This is a genomic window from Janthinobacterium aquaticum, from assembly GCF_009208565.1.
Classification (GTDB): Bacteria; Pseudomonadota; Gammaproteobacteria; order Burkholderiales; family Burkholderiaceae_D; genus Janthinobacterium.
Genome location: NZ_WFLK01000012.1, coordinates 184,220 through 202,726 on the forward strand (window position 1 = coordinate 184,220; position 18,507 = coordinate 202,726).

At 62.8% G+C, this 18,507-nt stretch carries 14 protein-coding genes; 5 read left to right on the top strand and 9 right to left on the bottom strand.

Features of this window, described 5'->3' with window-relative positions:
• Nucleotides 1–48: 48 nt before the first annotated feature.
• Both GCM43_RS18805 and GCM43_RS18810 read right to left on the bottom strand, forming a co-directional pair.
• A complete protein-coding gene (locus GCM43_RS18805; protein ID WP_152247101.1) occupies nucleotides 49–456 on the bottom strand; it encodes a DUF192 domain-containing protein in 408 nt (135 codons plus the stop codon).
• Between the two features lie 141 nt (nucleotides 457–597).
• Nucleotides 598–1,161, bottom strand: a complete 564-nt coding sequence (locus GCM43_RS18810; protein ID WP_152247103.1) for a pseudouridine synthase — start codon at nucleotides 1,159–1,161, stop codon at nucleotides 598–600.
• A gap of 233 nt (nucleotides 1,162–1,394) precedes the next feature.
• Between GCM43_RS18810 and icd the strand changes: the two genes are divergently transcribed.
• On the top strand, nucleotides 1,395–2,651 hold the full coding sequence (gene icd, locus GCM43_RS18815; protein ID WP_152247105.1) for an NADP-dependent isocitrate dehydrogenase: 1,257 nt from the start codon (nucleotides 1,395–1,397) through the stop codon (nucleotides 2,649–2,651).
• A gap of 69 nt (nucleotides 2,652–2,720) precedes the next feature.
• Here the strand turns inward: icd and cspE are convergent, their stop codons facing one another.
• Nucleotides 2,721–2,924 carry a transcription antiterminator/RNA stability regulator CspE gene (cspE, locus tag GCM43_RS18820; protein ID WP_152247107.1) on the bottom strand — a complete coding sequence of 68 codons (204 nt, stop codon included), beginning with the start codon at nucleotides 2,922–2,924 and terminating at the stop codon, nucleotides 2,721–2,723.
• A gap of 319 nt (nucleotides 2,925–3,243) precedes the next feature.
• Between cspE and clpS the strand changes: the two genes are divergently transcribed.
• The 3 genes from clpS (at nucleotide 3,244) to GCM43_RS18835 (ending at nucleotide 9,412) form a co-directional block, all read left to right on the top strand.
• Nucleotides 3,244–3,546: an ATP-dependent Clp protease adapter ClpS gene (clpS, locus tag GCM43_RS18825; RefSeq protein ID WP_152247109.1), complete on the top strand. Its 303-nt coding sequence runs from the start codon at nucleotides 3,244–3,246 to the stop codon at nucleotides 3,544–3,546.
• Nucleotides 3,543–5,843: an ATP-dependent Clp protease ATP-binding subunit ClpA gene (gene clpA / locus GCM43_RS18830; protein WP_152247111.1), complete on the top strand. Its 2,301-nt coding sequence runs from the start codon at nucleotides 3,543–3,545 to the stop codon at nucleotides 5,841–5,843. The genes clpS and clpA overlap by 4 nt, the downstream gene beginning before the upstream one ends.
• A gap of 155 nt (nucleotides 5,844–5,998) precedes the next feature.
• Entirely contained in the window at nucleotides 5,999–9,412 is a 3,414-nt protein-coding gene (locus GCM43_RS18835; RefSeq protein ID WP_226929558.1) for a S41 family peptidase, read from the top strand.
• Here GCM43_RS18835 and GCM43_RS18840 read toward each other — a convergent pair.
• The 5 genes from GCM43_RS18840 to prpR form a co-directional block, all read right to left on the bottom strand.
• On the bottom strand, nucleotides 9,390–10,100 hold the full coding sequence (locus GCM43_RS18840) for a LytR/AlgR family response regulator transcription factor (protein ID WP_226929559.1): 711 nt from the start codon (nucleotides 10,098–10,100) through the stop codon (nucleotides 9,390–9,392). The genes GCM43_RS18835 and GCM43_RS18840 overlap by 23 nt on opposite strands.
• Nucleotides 10,097–11,143, bottom strand: a complete 1,047-nt coding sequence (locus GCM43_RS18845) for a sensor histidine kinase (RefSeq protein ID WP_152247115.1) — start codon at nucleotides 11,141–11,143, stop codon at nucleotides 10,097–10,099. The genes GCM43_RS18840 and GCM43_RS18845 overlap by 4 nt, the downstream gene beginning before the upstream one ends.
• A 3-nt stretch (nucleotides 11,144–11,146) precedes the next feature.
• Entirely contained in the window at nucleotides 11,147–12,046 is a 900-nt protein-coding gene (locus GCM43_RS18850; protein WP_152247117.1) for an alpha/beta fold hydrolase, read from the bottom strand.
• Nucleotides 12,047–12,140: 94 nt separating this feature from the next.
• Nucleotides 12,141–13,076 (bottom strand): phytanoyl-CoA dioxygenase family protein, encoded by a 936-nt coding sequence (locus GCM43_RS18855; RefSeq protein WP_152247119.1) that lies wholly within the window; start codon nucleotides 13,074–13,076, stop codon nucleotides 12,141–12,143.
• 27 nt (nucleotides 13,077–13,103) lie between these two features.
• Nucleotides 13,104–14,741, bottom strand: a complete 1,638-nt coding sequence (prpR, locus tag GCM43_RS18860; protein ID WP_152247121.1) for a propionate catabolism operon regulatory protein PrpR — start codon at nucleotides 14,739–14,741, stop codon at nucleotides 13,104–13,106.
• 165 nt (nucleotides 14,742–14,906) lie between these two features.
• Here prpR and GCM43_RS18865 point away from each other — a divergent pair, with 165 nt between their 5' ends.
• The gene (locus GCM43_RS18865; RefSeq protein WP_226929560.1) at nucleotides 14,907–17,456 is read left to right on the top strand and encodes a sensor domain-containing protein; all 2,550 of its coding nucleotides are present in this window, start codon (nucleotides 14,907–14,909) and stop codon (nucleotides 17,454–17,456) included.
• Here the strand turns inward: GCM43_RS18865 and xth are convergent.
• Nucleotides 17,437–18,201 carry an exodeoxyribonuclease III gene (gene xth / locus GCM43_RS18870; RefSeq protein WP_152247123.1) on the bottom strand — a complete coding sequence of 255 codons (765 nt, stop codon included), beginning with the start codon at nucleotides 18,199–18,201 and terminating at the stop codon, nucleotides 17,437–17,439. The genes GCM43_RS18865 and xth overlap by 20 nt on opposite strands.
• Nucleotides 18,202–18,507: the final 306 nt, after the last annotated feature.

The following is an 18,507-nucleotide window of genomic DNA, read 5'->3' on the forward strand; positions in this document are numbered from 1 at the left end:
CAGACTTGTTCTGGCGGGTTTTTCTCGTTTTGGCTGCGCGGCCCACAGTCAGGGCGGCAGCTTTCCTACCACCATCCCCGGTCTGACCTGGTGCGTGCGAAACCAGCCCTGCTGCATTTCCAGCGCGTAGCGCGCCGGCATGCCGCGCGTGGAGCAGTGGCTGTCATAGGTATGCGGCTGCATGTCTTCGATATTGATGATGCGCCCGCCGGCGTCGAGAAACGCCACCGACAGCGGCAGTGCGGTATTTTTCATCCACATGCATTGCGGCGCGCTGCGGTCGAACACAAACAGCATGCCGACGTGGTGCTCGATTTTCTCGCGGTACATCAGGCCCTGTTCGCGCTGCTCTTCTGTTGCCGCCACTTCGGCTTGTATAAGCTGGTTGCCGAGCGTCAGTTGCACGCTTTTTAACGGACCATTCTGGGCCTGCGCCAGGATGGCCAATGTCGCCATGGCCATGCAGAGCGTGCTACGGATAAATAAATATTTCATGAGCCCGGCGTTCGCGATGGAAGCGGCGATTAAGCCATGCTGGCTGGCAGGGCGTCAAGACGGGGCAGCGGCCGTCAGGTTTTTGCAACAGCCGGCCTCGCTTCAGCGTTTGCCGACGGCCTCGGTCGGTACCTCGCACCATTCGCCCGGCATCAAGGGATGGCTGGCCAGTGAAAACGGGCCGATGGCGCTGCGCACCAGGCGCAGCGTGGGCAGGCCGACGGCGGCCGTCATGCGCCGCACCTGGCGGTTTTTTCCCTCTTTCAAGGTGATCGCCAGCCAGGACGTTGGCTGATCAAGGCGCGCGCGGATCGGCGGGTTGCGCGGCCACAGCCATTGCGGCTCGGCAATCTGTATCGCCTTGCACGGCTGGGTGACGAAGTCGCCCAGATCGAGCGGCGCCTGCAGCCTGGTCAGGCTGGCCGCATCGGGCACGCCTTCGACCTGCACCAGATAGGTCTTGGCCTCTTTGCGGTCGGGGTGGCTGATGTCGTGCTGCAGGCGGCCGTCGTCGGTCAGCAACAGCAGCCCTTCGCTGTCGGCGTCGAGCCGGCCGGCCGGATAGATGCCGGGAATGCTCAGGTGGTCGGCCAGCGTGGCGCGGCCTTCCTGTGGTGAGAACTGGCACAGGACCTGGAATGGTTTATTGAATAATATCAGTGGCATGGCGCTGTATCGTGATGGGTCGTGATGGGTCGTGATGGGTCGGAAGTGTCGTGATGGCCGGGTTTTACGGCAGTCGTGACGCCATGATTGGCGTCATGTTACATAGTGGTGCATAATATGATGCATCTTATGTCTTATACAAGACTAGCTGGCTTCCCTGCGCCTTCATGGTGCAAGGTGCAGTCTGCGCAGTTCTGTAGTGACTTGCCCGCTCGTCCCACCCGGAGATTTTGATGTATCAACATATCACAGTACCTGCTGACGGCCAAAAAATCACCGTCAACGCCGACTTTACGCTCAACGTGCCCGACCATCCGGTAATTCCCTTTATCGAAGGTGACGGCACCGGCATCGATGTAACGCCGGTCATGCGCAGGGTGATCGACGCGGCGGTAGAAAAAGCTTACGGCGGCGCGCGCCAGATCAGCTGGATGGAAATCTATGCCGGCGAGAAAGCCACCCGCCTGTATGGCGCCGATACCTGGCTGCCTCAGGAGACGCTCGACGCGCTGCGCGACTACCTGGTGGCCATCAAGGGGCCGTTGACAACGCCGGTCGGCGGCGGTATCCGTTCGCTCAACGTGGCGCTGCGCCAGCAGCTCGACCTGTATGTCTGCCTGCGCCCGGTGCGCTATTTCCCGGGCGTGCCGTCGCCGCTGCGCGAGCCGGAAAAAACCTCGATGGTGATTTTCCGCGAGAACTCGGAAGACATCTATGCCGGCATCGAATATGCGCAAGGCTCGGAAGGCGTGAAAAAACTGATTCATTTCCTGTCGACCGAGCTGGGCGCGAGCAATATCCGTTTCCCTGAAACCTCGGCGCTGGGCATCAAGCCGGTTTCCATCGAAGGAACGCAGCGCCTGGTGCGCAAGGCAATCCAGTATGCGCTCGACCATGACAAGCCATCGGTGACGATTGTTCACAAAGGCAATATCATGAAGTACACCGAAGGCGGTTTTCGCGACTGGGGCTATGCGCTGGCGCAACAGGAATTCGGCGCCGAACTGATCGATGGCGGCCCGTGGTGCAAGATCAAAAACCCGCGCACCGGCCGCGACCTGCTGATCAAGGATTCGATTGCCGACGCCTTTTTGCAACAGATCCTGCTGCGTCCGGCCGAGTACAGCGTGATTGCCACTCTGAACCTCAATGGCGACTATATGTCCGACGCGCTGGCGGCGCAGGTCGGCGGCATCGGCATCGCACCGGGCGCCAATCTGTCCGACTCGGTGGCGCTGTTCGAAGCCACGCATGGCACCTCGCCCAAGTATGCAGGCAAGGACCTGGTCAATCCCGGTTCATTGATCCTGTCGGCCGAAATGATGCTGCGCCATATGGGCTGGACGGAAGCGGCCGACCTGGTTATTGCGGCCATGCAGAAGGCCATTGCCAGCAAGCGCGTGACCTATGATTTTGCGCGCCTGATGGAAGACGCCACGCAGGTGTCGTGCTCGGGCTTTGGCACCGTGATGATCGAACAGATGGAATAGGGCAGAGCGGGGATAAAAAAACCCCGCTCCGTGGAGCGGGGTCTTTAAGCATCTGAGGGCGGGGGATGCTTAAACGCCTTGGATGTTGGAAGCTTGCTTGCCTTTAGGGCCTTGCGTGACTTCGAATTGAACTTTTTGACCTTCTTTGAGGGTCTTGAAACCGTTCATATTGATTGCGGAGAAGTGAGCAAACAAATCTTCGCCGCCGTCATCTGGGGTGATGAAGCCAAAACCTTTGGAATCATTGAACCACTTAACTGTACCTGTTGCCATAAAAAGAACTTTCAAAATTAAAACAAATCACACGAGCCATAAAAGCAAGAAGCTTCTTGCCCCCTCCTCACGTCTCACTTCTTATCAAGCTGTACATTACTGCAACAGTCGATACAGCATTGTTGGCGGAATAAATATTGAAGTCAAGCGCTTTTCCATTGATCTTGCCAAATTCTTCACAGCGACCAAAAAAGCAACTCTTGATTTCGGCAAGAAGGGCGCCATCTGCGCAGGACTGAGAAAACGCGTAAGATTGAAAACAATTGAAAGGCGCAGATAATGCGCATGACAACCACTGTGAAAGCATTAGAATAAGCGTATGGCAACCAAGCACGACTCAGATACCGTACTGGAGCGGCAAGTCCTCAAGCCGCCGCCGCTCTACCAGGTAGCCTTGCTCAACGACGACTACACCCCGATGGAATTCGTGGTGGCCATTATCGAAGAGTATTTCAACAAGGACCGTGAAACGGCAACGCAAATCATGCTCAGTGTTCATCGCTACGGCAAAGGAGTGTGCGGCGTGTTCTCTAAAGATATAGCGTGTACCAAAGTGGAGTTTGTATTAACGCATGCGCGCAAGGCAGGCCATCCCCTGCAGTGCGTGATGGAGGAAGTATGATTGCGCAGGAATTGGAAGTAAGTTTGCACATGGCGTTTGTCGAAGCTCGGCAGGCACGGCACGAATTCATCACGGTTGAGCATCTACTGCTGGCACTGCTGGACAACCCCTCGGCTGCCGAGGTGTTGCGTGCCTGCGCGGTCAATATTGAAGACCTGCGCAAGACCCTCACCAACTTCATCGGCGATAACACGCCGACCGTGTCTGGCACGGGCGAAGTCGATACCCAGCCAACGCTCGGTTTCCAGCGCGTGATCCAGCGCGCCATCATGCATGTGCAGTCGGCATCGAATGGCAAGAAGGAAGTCACCGGCGCCAATGTGCTGGTGGCCATTTTTGGCGAAAAAGACTCGCATGCCGTGTACTACCTGCACCAGCAGGGCGTGACGCGCCTGGACGTGGTCAACTTCATCTCGCACGGTGTTCGCAAGGATCAGTCGGCCGAAGCGGCCAAGGCCTCCGAGGGCGTGGAAGAAGCGCCGGCCGACGGCCAGCCAAAGGAAAGCCCGCTCGACCAGTTTACGCAAAACCTGAACAAGGCTGCTGCCGATGGCCGCATTGATCCGCTGATCGGGCGCGAAGACGAAGTCGACCGCGTGATCCAGATCCTGTGCCGTCGCCGCAAGAACAATCCGCTGCTGGTCGGCGAAGCCGGCGTGGGCAAGACCGCCATTGCAGAAGGCCTGGCCTGGCGCATCACGCAGGGCGATGTGCCCGAAGTGCTGCAAAACGCGGTGGTGTTTTCGCTCGATATGGGCGCTTTGCTGGCCGGTACCAAGTACCGCGGCGACTTCGAGCAGCGCTTGAAAGCGGTGCTCAAACAGCTCAAGGACAATCCGCATGGCATCTTGTTCATCGACGAGATCCACACCATTATCGGCGCCGGTTCGGCGTCGGGCGGCACGCTGGACGCATCGAACCTGCTGAAGCCGGCCCTGGCCAATGGCCAGCTCAAATGCATCGGTGCGACCACCTTCACGGAGTACCGCGGCGTGTTTGAAAAAGACCACGCCCTGTCGCGCCGCTTCCAGAAGGTCGACGTCAACGAGCCGACCGTCGAGCAGACGGTGCAGATCCTGCGCGGCCTGAAGTCGCGCTTCGAAGAGCACCATGGCGTCAAGTATTCGGCGCTGGCACTGTCGACGGCGGCCGAGCTGGCGGCGCGCTTCATCAACGACCGCCATCTGCCCGACAAGGCCATCGATGTGATCGATGAAGCCGGTGCAGCGCAGCGCATTTTGCCGAAGTCCAAGCAGAAAAAGACTATCGGCAAGACCGAGATCGAAGACATTATCGCCAAGATCGCGCGCATTCCGCCGCAAACCGTGAATCAGGACGACCGCAGCAAGCTGCAGACCATCGACCGCGACCTGCGCAATGTGGTGTTCGGCCAGGACCCTGCCATCGATGCGCTGGCCTCGGCCATCAAGATGGCGCGCGCCGGCCTGGGCAAGGCGGACAAGCCGATCGGCTCGTTCCTGTTCTCCGGTCCGACCGGCGTCGGCAAGACCGAGGTGGCCAAGCAACTGGCGTTTATCCTCGGCATCGAGCTGATCCGTTTCGACATGTCGGAATACATGGAGCGCCATGCGGTCAGCCGTCTGATCGGTGCGCCACCGGGCTATGTCGGTTTCGACCAGGGCGGTTTGCTGACCGAGGCCATTACCAAGAAGCCGCATGCGGTGCTGCTGCTCGATGAAATTGAAAAAGCCCATCCGGACATTTTCAATATCCTGCTGCAGGTGATGGACCATGGCACGCTGACCGACAATAACGGCCGCAAAGCCGATTTCCGCAACGTGATCATTATCATGACCACCAATGCGGGTGCGGAAAGCCTGCAGAAAGCATCGATCGGCTTTACCAGCTCGAAGCAGGCCGGCGACGAAATGGGCGATATCAAGCGCATGTTTACGCCGGAGTTCCGTAACCGTATCGACGCCACCATCAGCTTCCGCGCGCTGGACCAGGAAATCATCCTGCGCGTGGTCGACAAGTTCCTGATGCAGCTGGAAGAGCAGCTGCACGAGAAAAAGGTCGAAGCGGTGTTTACCGAGAAGCTGCGCGGTTTCCTGGGCAAGAAGGGCTTCGATCCGCTGATGGGTGCGCGGCCGATGGCGCGATTGATCCAGGACATGATCCGCAAGGCGCTGGCCGACGAACTGCTGTTCGGTCGCCTGGTCTCCGGCGGCAAGGTCACGGTCGACCTCGACGACAAGGACCAGGTCGTGCTGGAGTTCCCGGAACCGCCCGATGCGGCGCCAACGGCGGCACCGGAGACGGTCGAAGTCGAGTAAGGTTGCCAACTTCAAAAAACCCGCCCATGCAAATGGCGCGGGTTTTTTTACATCCATTTGTGTCATAAAGAAGGTTTTCTTTGGTCATAGTTATGCCAGAATTGCTTTCCGGTATCGACATGATGTCCGTGCCCCTGAACGTTCTCTGGATGCCCATGAAAATATCCCATCGCCTTTCCTTGCTACTGTTGTCGGCCGGCCTGCTCGGCAGCGCCTGCGCCCAGGCCGCTTCTGCGGTTTCTGCATCCTCCAGTTATTTCCGCTTTCCTGCCGTGCGCGGCGATACCGTAGTGTTTACCGCCGAAGGCGATTTATGGAAAAGCAGCGTGCGCGGTGGCCCGGCGCAGCGCCTCACCACCCATCCCGGCTATGAAACCAATGCCGCCATCTCGCGCGACGGCCAGTGGGTGGCGTTTTCCGCATCCTACGAGGGTGCGCAGGATGCCTATGTAATGCCGCTGGCCGGCGGCCTGCCGCGTCGCATCACCTATGACAACGGCGGCGTGCTGGTGCTGGGCTGGACGGCGCAGGGCGAAGTGCTGGTCAGCACGCAAAACACCGATGGCCCGGCTTCGCGCCGCATCGTGGCGGCGGTCGATCCGCTCAAGCTGACGCGGCGTGTCTTTCCGGTGGCCGACGCCAATGACGCCGTGCTCGACGACGCCGGCACCACGCTGTACTTCACGCGCTTCGGCCTGGCCATGACCAACGACAATGTGCGCAACTACCGTGGCGGTGCGCATGCACAGCTGTGGCGCTTTGCGCTCGACGGCAAGAGCGAGGCGCAGCCCATGCACACTGACGCAGCCGTGCGCGATGGCAACAACAAGCGCCCGATGTGGTGGCAGGGCCGCGTCTATTACATCAGCGACGAGAGCGGCAGCGACAATCTGTGGAGCATGCTGCCGGACGGCTCGGACCGCCGCGCCCTGACCCGCCATGTGCAGTGGGATGTGAGGAATGCCCAGCTCGGTGACGGCAAAATCGTCTACCAGCTCGGTGCCGACCTGCATCTGCTGGACCTGGCCGCGCCGGCTGCTGGCGCCGTTGCCACGCAATCCCAGCCGTTGCCGATCAGCCTGCTATCGGACTTCGATCAGCAGCGTGCGCGCCAGATCCGCTCGCCGCTCGACACCCTGTCCAACGTGCAGATTTCCGGCAAGGACGAACGCATTATTTTGACCGCGCGTGGGCGCGTCAGCATTGCCGGCACCGGCAGCTTGCGCCGCGTCGATATCGCCATTCCCGAAGGCGCGCGCGCCCGCGATGCGGTGTTTTCCAGCGATGAAAAACACGTGTTTGCCATCGTCGACACCAGCGGCGAAAACGAAATCTGGCAGTACCCGGCCGACGGTTCTGGGCCGGGCGTGCGCCTGACCAATAACGGCGACAGCCACCGCTGGAAGCTGTATCCATCACCCGATGGGCGCTATCTGGCGCATAGCGACAAAAAAGGCCGTTTCTGGCTGCTCGACCTGGCCAGCAAGGCCAATACCTTGATCGACGACGCCGGCAAGGCCGGCGTGGACAAGCACGACGAAGTGCAATGGTCGCCCGACAGCCGCAACCTGGCTTTGGTGCGCGTGGCCAGCAACGAACAGCGCGAGCAGATCGGCCTGTACAACCTGGCGGCAAAACAGCTGCATTTTGTCACCAGTGACCGCTACACGTCGGGTTCGCCCATGTTTTCTCCGGACGGGCGCTGGCTGTACTTCCTGTCGGCGCGCAATTTCCAGCTGTCCAACGGCTCGCCCTGGGGCGACCGCAATATGGGCCCGGTCTTTGACAAGCGCGTGGGCGTGTATGCGCTGGCGCTGCAGCCTGGCAACCGCTTTCCGTTCCAGGCCGACGACGAATTGAGCCGCCCGGGCGTCAAGCCAGCCGAAACCGACGATGAAAAGGCGGCCGAACTGGCGGCGGAAAAGGTCGTCGACAAGAAGGTTGCCAAAAGCGCCGTGAAGAAAGCGCCGGCCGTGCTGCCTGCCATCGTCACCGAAGGGCTGGCCGCGCGCCTGTACGAGGTGCCGCTGGCCGCCGGCAATTATCAGGCGCTGGCGGTGGACGACAAGCGTTTGTATTTCCTCGAGCGCGACAGTGGCGCCGAAGCCAAGTCCAGCCTGAAAACGCTGGCCATCGGCAATACCGGCAGCAAGCCCGAACTGCTGGTGGCCAATGTGCGCGAATTCGACCTGGCGCAGGACAAGAAGCATCTGTACTACCGCACGGCCAGCGAGAAGGGCGCCGGCGACATGCTGGTAATCGAGGCGGGCGCCAAGCTGCCCTCCGACCTGGCGAAGGCCAGGGTGAAAGTCGAGGACTGGACTTTTGTGTCGAACCCGCGCCTGGAATGGCAGCAGATGTTCAACGACGCCTGGCGCTTGCACCGCGACTTTCTGTATGACGCCAAGATGCGCGGGGTGGACTGGAACGCGGCGCGCGCCAAATATGCGCCGCTGGTCGAACGCGTGACCGACCGCGCCGAACTCAATGATTTGCTGGGCATGATGGTGGCCGAAGTCGGCGCGCTGCATTCGCAGATCCGCCCCGGCGAATTGCGCCGCACCGAGCAGGAAGGTGCGCCGTCAGGCCTGGGGGCGGTGCTGGTGCGCACCGGCGAAGGCTACCAGGTCGAGCATATCTACCGCAGCGAACCGGAGCTTCCGTCCGAGCGCGCGCCGCTGTCGCGCCCCGAGGTGGATGTGAAAGAGGGCGATGTGATTACCGCCGTCAACGGCAAGGACGTATTGCAGGCGCGCGACATTGCCGACCTGCTGTTGAACCAGGCCGACAAGCAGGTACTGCTGCAGGTCAAACGCGGCAAGGCGGCGCCGCGTGCCATGATCGTCACACCGGTCAATATGGCCAGACAGACGGCGCTGCGCTATGGCGACTGGGAACTGAGCCGCGCCGAACAGGTGGCCGCCAGCTCGCAGGGCCGCATCGGCTACCTGCATCTGCGCGCGATGGGCGCACGCGATATCGCCTCGTTTGCGCGCGACTTTTACGCCAATATCAACCGCGAAGGGCTGATTATCGACGTGCGGCGCAATAACGGCGGCAATATCGACAGCTGGATCATTGAAAAGCTGCTGCGCAAGGCCTGGGCCTTCTGGGCGCCGCCCGGTGTGCAGCCGTCGTCGAACATGCAAAACACCTTCCGCGGCCACCTGGTGGTGCTGGTCGACGAGCTGACCTATTCGGACGGCGAGACTTTTGCTGCCGGCATCAAGGCGCTGGGCCTGGCGCCGCTGGTGGGCAAGCGCACCGCCGGCGCCGGCGTCTGGCTCAGCGACAATACGCGCCTGCTCGATAACGGCATGGCGCGCGTGGCAGAAAACGGCCAGTTCGGCGTCGACGGCCAGTGGCTGATCGAAGGCGTGGGCGTGGTGCCGGATGTGGAAGTGGAAAATCCGCCGCACGCCACCTTCAATGGCGGCGACCGTCAGCTTGAAGTGGCGCTGGGCCTGCTGGACAAAAAGCTCAGGGAACAGCCGCTGCGCCAGTTCCGTCCGCAAGCCATACCGGCCCTGAAACCTGCAGGCAGCGCTACAGACAGTTCTCAGCCCTGAACTGCTGCGCCCGGCGGCGCGATACCTCGATCACCGTGTCGCCGGCCAGTTGCAGGCGCAAGCCATCGCCGTCGCCTGGCGCCACGCTGGCAATCTGCGCCAGGCTGACAATCTGGCGCCGGTTGGCGCGAAAGAACTGCGCCGGGTCGAGTTTCTCCTCCAGCTGGTTGAGCGAGCGCAGCATCAGGGCCTGCTCGGCGCCGAAATGCACGCGCGTGTAATTGCCTTCCGATTCAAACAGCGTAATGTCGGCCAGCGCCACAAACCAGCAGCGCTCGCCATCCCTGATAAAGATCTTGCGTGGTGGGGGTACAGGCTGCGCCGCCACCCGCGCGCCGGCACGCGCCAGCGCCTGCGCCAGGCGCACGCTTTGCACCGGTTTTTGCAGGTAGTCGAGTGCATTGACGGCAAACGCCTGCAGCGCGTACTGGTCGTAGGCGGTGCAGAAGATCACTTCGGGCGCCTGGTCAAGCGCGGCCAGCAGGTCAAAGCCGGAGCCGCCCGGCATCTGCACGTCGAGCAGCAGCAGGTCAAGCTGCAGCTGCGCGCACAGCTGCATTGCCTCGGCGGCGCTGGCCGCTTCGCCGACGATCTCGACCTCTTTATGGTTAGCGAGCAGACGGCGCAATTCGGCGCGCGCCAGGCGCTCGTCGTCGACGATCAGCACCCGCAAGACTTGATCGCTCATGACGGCTCCGGCAAAAACAGCTCGGCCCGCACCCAGCCATTGTGTTCGGCCAGCGACAGGCTGGCGGCAGGGCCGAGCGCCAGCTGCAATCGCTGGCGCGCATTGGCCAGGCCCAGTCCGGTTGACGCGGAGTTTGTGCGCAGCACGCCGCTATTGGCCACCGTGATCCGCACGCCGTCGGCCGCCCGCTGCGCGTTGAGCACGATGGTGCCGCCTTCAGGCTGCTGTTCGATGCCGTGGCGCACGGCGTTTTCCACCAGTGTCTGCAACGCCATTGGCGGTATCGGCGTGGCGCCCAGGCCGGACTTGATTTCAAAGCGCACTGTCAGGCGTGCTTCGAAGCGGATCGCTTCGATCTCCAGGTAGGCGCGCACGGCGCCCAGTTCATCGGCCAGCGCCACGGTGTCATGGCGACCGGCATTCAAGGCATGGCGCATCAGCGCGGCCAGCCGGTCGAGCGTGTCGGCGGCTGCCTGGCGGTCTTCAAACACCAGCGCACGTACGCTATTGAGGCTGTTGAAGAAAAAATGCGGATTGACCTGCGCCTGCAGTGCGCGCAGCTCGGCGTCCTTGGCCAGCACCTGCAGTCGCAATGTTTCGGCTTCCAGCCGGCTGGCGCGCCGCAGCGCGATGATCATTGCATACAGAATCGTCCACAGCAGAAAAATGCCGAACCACGAGACCATCGCCGACGGCAGCCACAGCCAGGACGTGACGGGACCGAACGGCTGCAGCAGCGCATAGCTGGCGCCGACCAGCAGGCTTTGCACCAGCGCGATCAGCAGCAGGCACGGCACGATGCGCTGCCAGGCAAACCTGCCGGCGATCCAGCCGCGCCGGCGCAGCAGGCGCCGCCAGGCTATCGAGAGCAGCAGGCCGGTGGCCGCGCCGCACCAGCTGACGCCAATAATGGCGGCGCTCAGCGGCGCACGGCTGAGGCTTGCCAGCGACAGCAGGGCTGCGCCGTTCCAGCCGGCCAGCTGGAAGATCCAGTACCAGTTCAGGCGGGCCAGCAGGGGCTTCGGTGGTGCGGTAGTGGGCATGCCTTATTTCAGAAAAGTGTCGATGCGCTCGAGCATCCAGTCACGCTCATCGTACATGATGAAGTGGCGCGCCGACTCGGCCAGGGCGATCTGCACGCCCGGCAACTGCTGGTACTGGGTGCGAAAGGTCTGCAGAATGGCGTCGCGCGTGGCGTAACCCTTGTAGGCGGCCCAGCTGCCCAGCACCAGCACCGGCGCCTTGATGCGCGCCACGTCCTGACGCAGGTCCTGGCCCATCATGCTGGTCATGGCGTCGGTGACCGTGCTGCGCGACGAGCGCTGGCCCCAGCTGGCAATGCGTGCGATATCGTCCGGTGCGCTGGCCATCGACGCTACGCTGCGCCGGGCGTTGGCGGCAAAGGTCGCGTCGTCCTGGGCCTGCATGGCGCTGCGCATTTGCGCGGCCATCTGCTGCAACTGCTCTGGCGTGATCGACGCCAGCTGGGTTGCACCGAGTGCCGGCAGCGCATCGACCACCACCAGTTTACCCACCTGCTGCGGATAATCGATGGCCAGCTTCAGGCCCAGAAAGCCGCCCAGGCTATGGCCGATGATTACCGGGCTGGCCATTTTCTGTTCGCTGATATAGGCAGCCAGCTGGCCTTCCACTTGCGCCAGCAGATCGCCCTCGACCGGTGCTGTGCCGGCAAAGCCGGCCAGCGTCAGCACATGGCACTGGCGACCGGTGCCGGGCGCGCACAGGTGGGCGGCCGTGTCGCGCCAGACTTCGCTAGACGACGCCAGGCCGGGGATCAGGACAATATGGCGGCCAGGCCCTTGATCCCTGGCCTGGCCGCTGACGGCGACCTCGAACGCAGGATGGACAGGGGCGGCGATGGCGATGGTGGGCATGGCCAGGCTGGCGGCGGCAAGCAGAAAGGCGGACAGGACAGTGCGGTACATGATGGTCTCCACGGTTGACAGGTGCTTATCGTAGTGGCGTCCAGATTATCGTGATAGCGCAAAATGACCAGTGGTTGCTGCAGCGGACAGGCGGTCAGTACCAGTCAGGCTGGTCCACGCACTGCTCGGGCAGATAAGTCAGGTACTGCACCATGCGCGGCGCATTGCCGTGGTTGGGGGTAGCGCAATGGGGCAGCGCCTGGTGCCAGATAATGAAGTCGCCGGCCTGGCCTTCGACGGCGACCGGCTCGAGCGTCTGGCTGGCCAGGTCGCGCGGATTCTGCCCGGGTGGCACCTGCGCCAGCCATGCTGCGTAGCGGTGCTGGAAGCCGGGCACGCAATGAAAAGCGCCATCGGTGGCTGCGCAGTCGGACAGGTACAGCAGGCCCTGCAGCTTGAATGGAATCGGCGGCTGCAGGCTGACGTCCCAATGCAGGGCGCTGCCCATGAAACCATGGCCGTCGATGACGGGTGGATTGAAACTGACCTTGTCGATCGTGGCAAAGATGGCGCTGCTGCCATACAACTGCTCGTAGGCGCTGCGGATGCGCGCGCCATGCCGGTTCGCCGCCAGCGCCGGATGATCGGAAAACTGCAGCATCATGCCGCGCTTGCCGGGATGCTCCTGGCACCATGAAGCCGGCTGGTCGGCGCTGGCACCCAGATAGTTCCAGATGGCCTGCTGTACCGCCTCGCACTGCGCGCGCGGCACGGCGCCGCGCAGCACCAGATAGCCATGTTGTTCCCAGAACTGCAGCTCTTCGCGCGACAGTGATTGCGCCTGTTCGCTGTCATCGGGCACCGGCAACTCACGCGTACGCGCTGCCAGCCACTGTTGGTAGCCTTCCAGCGATGGCCTTTGCTGCACCAGGAACACCAGTGCGTCCTCAAGCGAGATGCCGCGTCGGTAGAGCGCCTTGACTTCGCCGTGATACTGCTCGCGCAGGTCTTCCCCGGACGGCGCCGCAGGGGTAGTGCAGCGTTGCCAGAGGCGCTGCAAATAGGGCCAGTCATCGCTCGGTGCAGGCATGGGTGGTGGTGGAAAAGAGTGAAGGGACTAGGTGGCGCGCAAGCGACGCCACAGCGTGGTGCGGCTGACACCCAGGTAGTGCGCCGCCGCTTCGCGGCTGCCGCCAAAGCGCGCCAGTACCTCGGCCGCGCTTTCTTCCTGCTGCTGTTGCGCCTTCTCCGGCGGCGCTGCGGCAGTAACAGCCGCAGGCGCCGGGTCAGCAACAGCGGCAGCGGCCAGCTCCGGCGCCACGTCCAGCATAAACGCTGGCGTGAGCGCCTGCAGCGGTTCGGCCGCCAGGAACAGCGCCAGCCGCTCGGCCAGGTTGCGCAGTTCGCGCACGTTGCCGGGCCAGCCATGGCGCTGCAGCAGCGGCACGCAGGCCGCCAGCTCGGCGCGCAGGTTGGGCTGCGGCCGCGCGCCCAGCGCCGCCAGCGCATTTTTCAGCGACCATTCGGCCAACCCGGCAATGTCGCCGGCGCGTTCGCGCAGGGCCGGCAGGCGCAGGCGCAGCACGGCCAGACGATAAAACAGGTCGGCCCGGAAGCGTCCTTCGGCGATGCGCTGTTCGAGGTCGCAGTGGGTGGCGCTGATCACGCGTACGTGGATGGGAATCGGCCGCGTGCCGCCCACGCGCACCACTTCGCGCTCTTCGAGCACGCGCAGCAGGCGCGTTTGCAGCGCCAGCGGCATTTCGCCGATTTCATCGAGGAACAGCGTGCCGTGGTTGGCCGCTTCGAACAGGCCGGCGTGGCCGCCGCGGCGCGCGCCGGTAAATGCCCCGTCCTCATGGCCGAACAGTTCTGACTCCAGCAAGGACTCGGCAATCGCACCGCAGTTAATCGCCACAAAGGGCCGGTTGGCGCCCAGGCTGCGCGGGCTTTCGCGGTGGATCGCCTGCGCCACCAGTTCCTTGCCACTGCCCGTTTCCCCCTGGATCAGCACGGTGGCCGGCGAACGGCCATACAGCACCACCGACTGGCGCAGCGCTTCCATTGCCACCGATTCGCCGCGCAGGTCGTGCAGGCCATGCAGCGCGCGCGCCGGCTCCGAGGCTGGCGCGCGCCTGGCACGGCCTGCTTCGAGCTGGGTCAGGCGCGCCATTTCCAGCGCATCGTCAAAGGCGCGCCGGATCGCACTGGCCGAATAGACGAAGACGGCGGCCAGCCCCGCTTCTTCGGCCAGGTCGGTCACCAGGCCGGCACCTACCACCGCCTTGATGCCGGCCGCTTTCAGTTCATTGATCTGCGCCCGTGCATCTTCTTCGGTGGCGTAAGTACGCTGGACTACCTCGATGCCGAAGGTGGTGGCAAATTCGGCCAGTTCCGGCAGCGGATCCTGGTAAGTGACAACGGCTACCTGCGGCGCGATGCGCCGCGCGCGCGCCAGCGCCTGCATCACGTCATAGCCGCTGGCCTTGGCGATAATGACCGGCACCGCCAGCCGGCCTTTCAGGTAGGCGCCGTTCGAGCCAGCTGCAATCACGGCGTCGCAGCGCTCGGTGGCCATGCGTTCGCGGATATGGCGCACCGCGTCGTCAAAGCCCAGGTTGATCGGCTCGATGGTGGCCAGTTCGTCGTATTCGAGCGTGATGTCGCGGAACAGGTCGAACAGGCGCGAGACGGAAACGGTCCAGATAACGGGCTTGTCGCGTTGGTCGATTGGGGGCAGGGGAGCGCGGCGCATGCGGCGATTGTAGCTGATTTATCGCGTCATTTTTTCGCGCAAAAGCGATCAACCTGACGCTGGCGCGCTGGAGATGAAAAAACCGCCATAAACTGGTTTATGATCATGGCACGACTTCGCGCGCCTGCCGCGCCTAACTTTTTTGGTGTCCATGATTTGGTGTCCATGAACCGCGACCAGCTCCATTCCGATCCGCTTGCCGATGCCTTGCAACTGTTCCCGCTGCCCGCCTGCGCCTGCGACAGCGGCGGCGTGGTGGTGGCGGCCAATGCGGCGCTGGCACAGCTGCTGGGACATGACCTGCACGGCGCGGTGCTGCTCGACCATGTCAGCGTCGAAGAGCGCGCTGCCAGCAAAGCCATGCTCGATAGCGTACTCGATAGTGTGCCGGAGCCGGCGGGACGCGAGCGGCACTGGGACAGCAGCCTGCAGGGTGACGAGGGCGCCATCGCCGTGCAGGTCTGGGCCAAGCCGCATGGCAGCGACGGCGCGCTGCTGGTGTTTGCCGATATCCGCGTGCCGCAGCGCGAATTGCAGCTGCTGCGCAAGAGCCTGCTGGAGCAGCAGGCCATCCTCGATAACGCCTCGATCAGCATCCTGTTTACCCGCGAGCGCATCATTACGCGCTACAACCAGGGCTTTGCCGACATGTTCGGCTATGCCGGCGACGAGGCGCTGGGCCTGCCCGGGCGCGCGCTGTACGCCTCGCAGCATGCCTACGAGATGCTGGGCGCAGCGGCGTTTCCCTTCCTGTCGGTGGGCAAGCCGTTCCAGACCGAAGTGGAAATGCAGCGCCGCGACGGCAGCACGCTGTGGGCGCAGCTGATCGCCTACGTGATCAATCCCCAGGACCCGGCCAGCGGCACCATCTGGATCGTCGAGGATCGCTCGGAAGCCAAGCGCGCCGAAGAATCGTTGCGCAACGCGCTGCTGGAAAACCAGGCCATCCTCGACAGCGCCGTGCTGGGCATCTCGGTGGTCGAAGGCGGCTACAACCTGCGCGCCAACAGCAAGATGGAAGAGCTGTTTGACTACGGACCGGGCGAAGTGAACGGCCTGTCGGTGCGGGCGCTGTATCCGGACGTGGCGGCGTGGCGCGCGGCGCGCAACGAGACAGCGCGCGATTTCGAGGCCGGCCGCGTGCATATGTCGGAATACCAGCTGGTACGCAAGGACGGCAGCCGCTTCTGGGCGCGCCTGTCGGGCCGCCCGTTCGACTTGGCGCATGCGCATGGCCGCTCGGTCTGGCTGGTCGACGATGTGACGGCGCGCCGCGAGGCGGCCGAAGCGGTGCGCCTGGCGCGCGACGAGCTTGAATTGCGCGTGCTCGAGCGCACCGCCGAACTGGCCGGCGCCAACGCGCAGTTGCAGGACGAAATCGTCGAGCGGCGCCAGGCCGAAGCGCGCGTGCATCACATGGCCTACCACGACAACCTGACCGGCCTGCCCAACCGCGCGCTGCTGGCCGACCGGCTCGAGCGCGGCATGCTGGCCGCACAGCGCTCGGAGCGCAAGCTGGCCGTCATGTTCATTGATCTCGACCGCTTCAAGAACATCAACGATTCGCTCGGCCACATGACCGGCGACATGCTGCTCAAGGAGGTCGCCGGCCGCCTGTGCCGGGCGGTGCGCGTCAGCGACACGGTGGCGCGCCTGGGCGGTGACGAGTTCGTGGTGATCGCGCCGGGCATCCGCAATGCCGGCGAAGCGAGCCGGGTAGCCGAAAAGATCATCGATGCGCTGACGCCGGCGTTTCCGCTCGAAGGCCATGTGCTGCACATTACGCCGTCGATCGGCATCTGCGTCTATCCGGACGACGGCGTCGATGTCGATGCGCTGATGCGCCATGCCGACGCGGCCATGTATCACGCCAAGAACAGCGGACGCAATAACTACCAGTTTTTTACCCAGACCATGAACCAGGCGGCGGTGTTGCACTTCGACCTGGAAAGCAGCTTGCGCACGGCGCTGGCACAAGACCAGTTCGAGCTGTTCTACCAGCCGGTCATCGATATCGCCACGCGCCGGCTGCATGCGATGGAAGTGCTGCTGCGCTGGCGCCGTCCTGGCATCGGACTGGTGATGCCGGACCGCTTTATCCCCATCCTCGAGGAAAACGGCATGATCGTGCCGGTCGGCGAATGGGTGATGCGCAAGGCGTGCGAGCAGAGCATGGCCTGGCGGCGCGAAGGCCTGGTGCCGGTGCCGCTGGCGGTCAATCTGTCGCCGCGCCAGTTCATGCACAAGAAGCTGGTGGCGGTGATCGGCGCCATCGTCGAAGAGAGCGGCATCGACCCGGCCATGCTGGAATTCGAGATTACCGAAACGGCGCTGATGCAGCATGGCGAGCATACGCTGGAAATCCTGCGCCAGATCAACGCCATGGGACTGCGCCTGTCGATCGACGACTTCGGCACCGGTTACTCGAGCCTGGCCTACCTGAAGCGCTTTCCGGTCAAGAAAGTCAAGATCGACCGCGCCTTCGTCAAGGACCTCGAATCGAGCGCGGAAGACCGCGCCATCGTCTCGGCCATCATCGCGCTGGCCGACAGCCTGCAGTTGTCGACCGTGGCCGAAGGCGTGGAAACGGAGCAGCAGTTCTCATTGCTGCAGCAAAAGGGCTGCCACTACGCGCAGGGTTATCTGTTCTCGGCACCGGTGCCTGCTTCCAATGCGCGCATGCTGCTCGAGCGGGTCAGTCGATTGTCGCAATGACCGGCGCATGGTCGGACGGCTGCTCCCATTTGCGCGGCACGCGGTCGATGATGCAGGCGCTGCAGCGCGCCGCCAGGGCTTTCGACAGCAGGATATGATCGATGCGCAGGCCCTTGTTGAGGCGAAAGCCCAGCTGGCGGTAATCCCACCAGCTAAATGACTTGTCGGCCTGTTCGAACAGGCGGAAGGCGTCGGCCAGGCCAATGTCAAACAGACGTTGCAGCGCCGCGCGCTCCTTGTCCGATACCAGTACCTGGCCGGCCCACGCGACCGGATCATGCACATCGCGGTCATCCGGCGCGATATTGTAGTCGCCCACCACCGCCAGTTGCGCATGCTGCTGCGCTTCGCCGGCCAGCCAGTCGTGCAGCGCGGCCAGCCAGGCCAGCTTGTATTCGTATTTGTCCGAGTCCACGCTCTGGCCATTGGGCACATAGGCGCACACCACGCGCACGCCGCCGATGGTGGCGGCCAGGATGCGCTGCTGTGGGTCTTCATACAGCGGATTGTTCTTGATGACATCCTCGATCGGCAGCTTCGACAGGATGGCCACGCCGTTATAGGTTTTCTGGCCGCTGAACACGACCTGGTAGCCGGCCGCTTCGATCTCGGCAACCGGGAACTTGTCGTCGGTCAGCTTGGTTTCCTGCAAGCACAATATGTCGACCGGGTTGTCGGCCAGCCATTGCAGTACCTGGGGCAGGCGTACTTTGAGCGAATTGACGTTCCAGGTGGCGAGTTTCATGACGATAAATCCTTGTTTGTTTATACAGCGAATTGAGCAAGTTCAAGTCCGAATCTTAGCGCATGGCCGGCGACGACGTACCTGCGGATTCCACGAACGTGGTTTTATTTGCCCAAAGGGAAGTAATGTATAAAAAAAGTATATATTTTTCACCAATCGTCGCGCCTTGTTAATATGTTTTTGTGTATGATGAATTTATCCTTGGTACAAGGGGCGCGAAATACGGGGCTGGCGGCCTGTGGGCAGGCCGGTTGCTGCGATAAAGATGAAACTTTCTCGCTGAAGCGCGAAAAAAAATACTAAAAT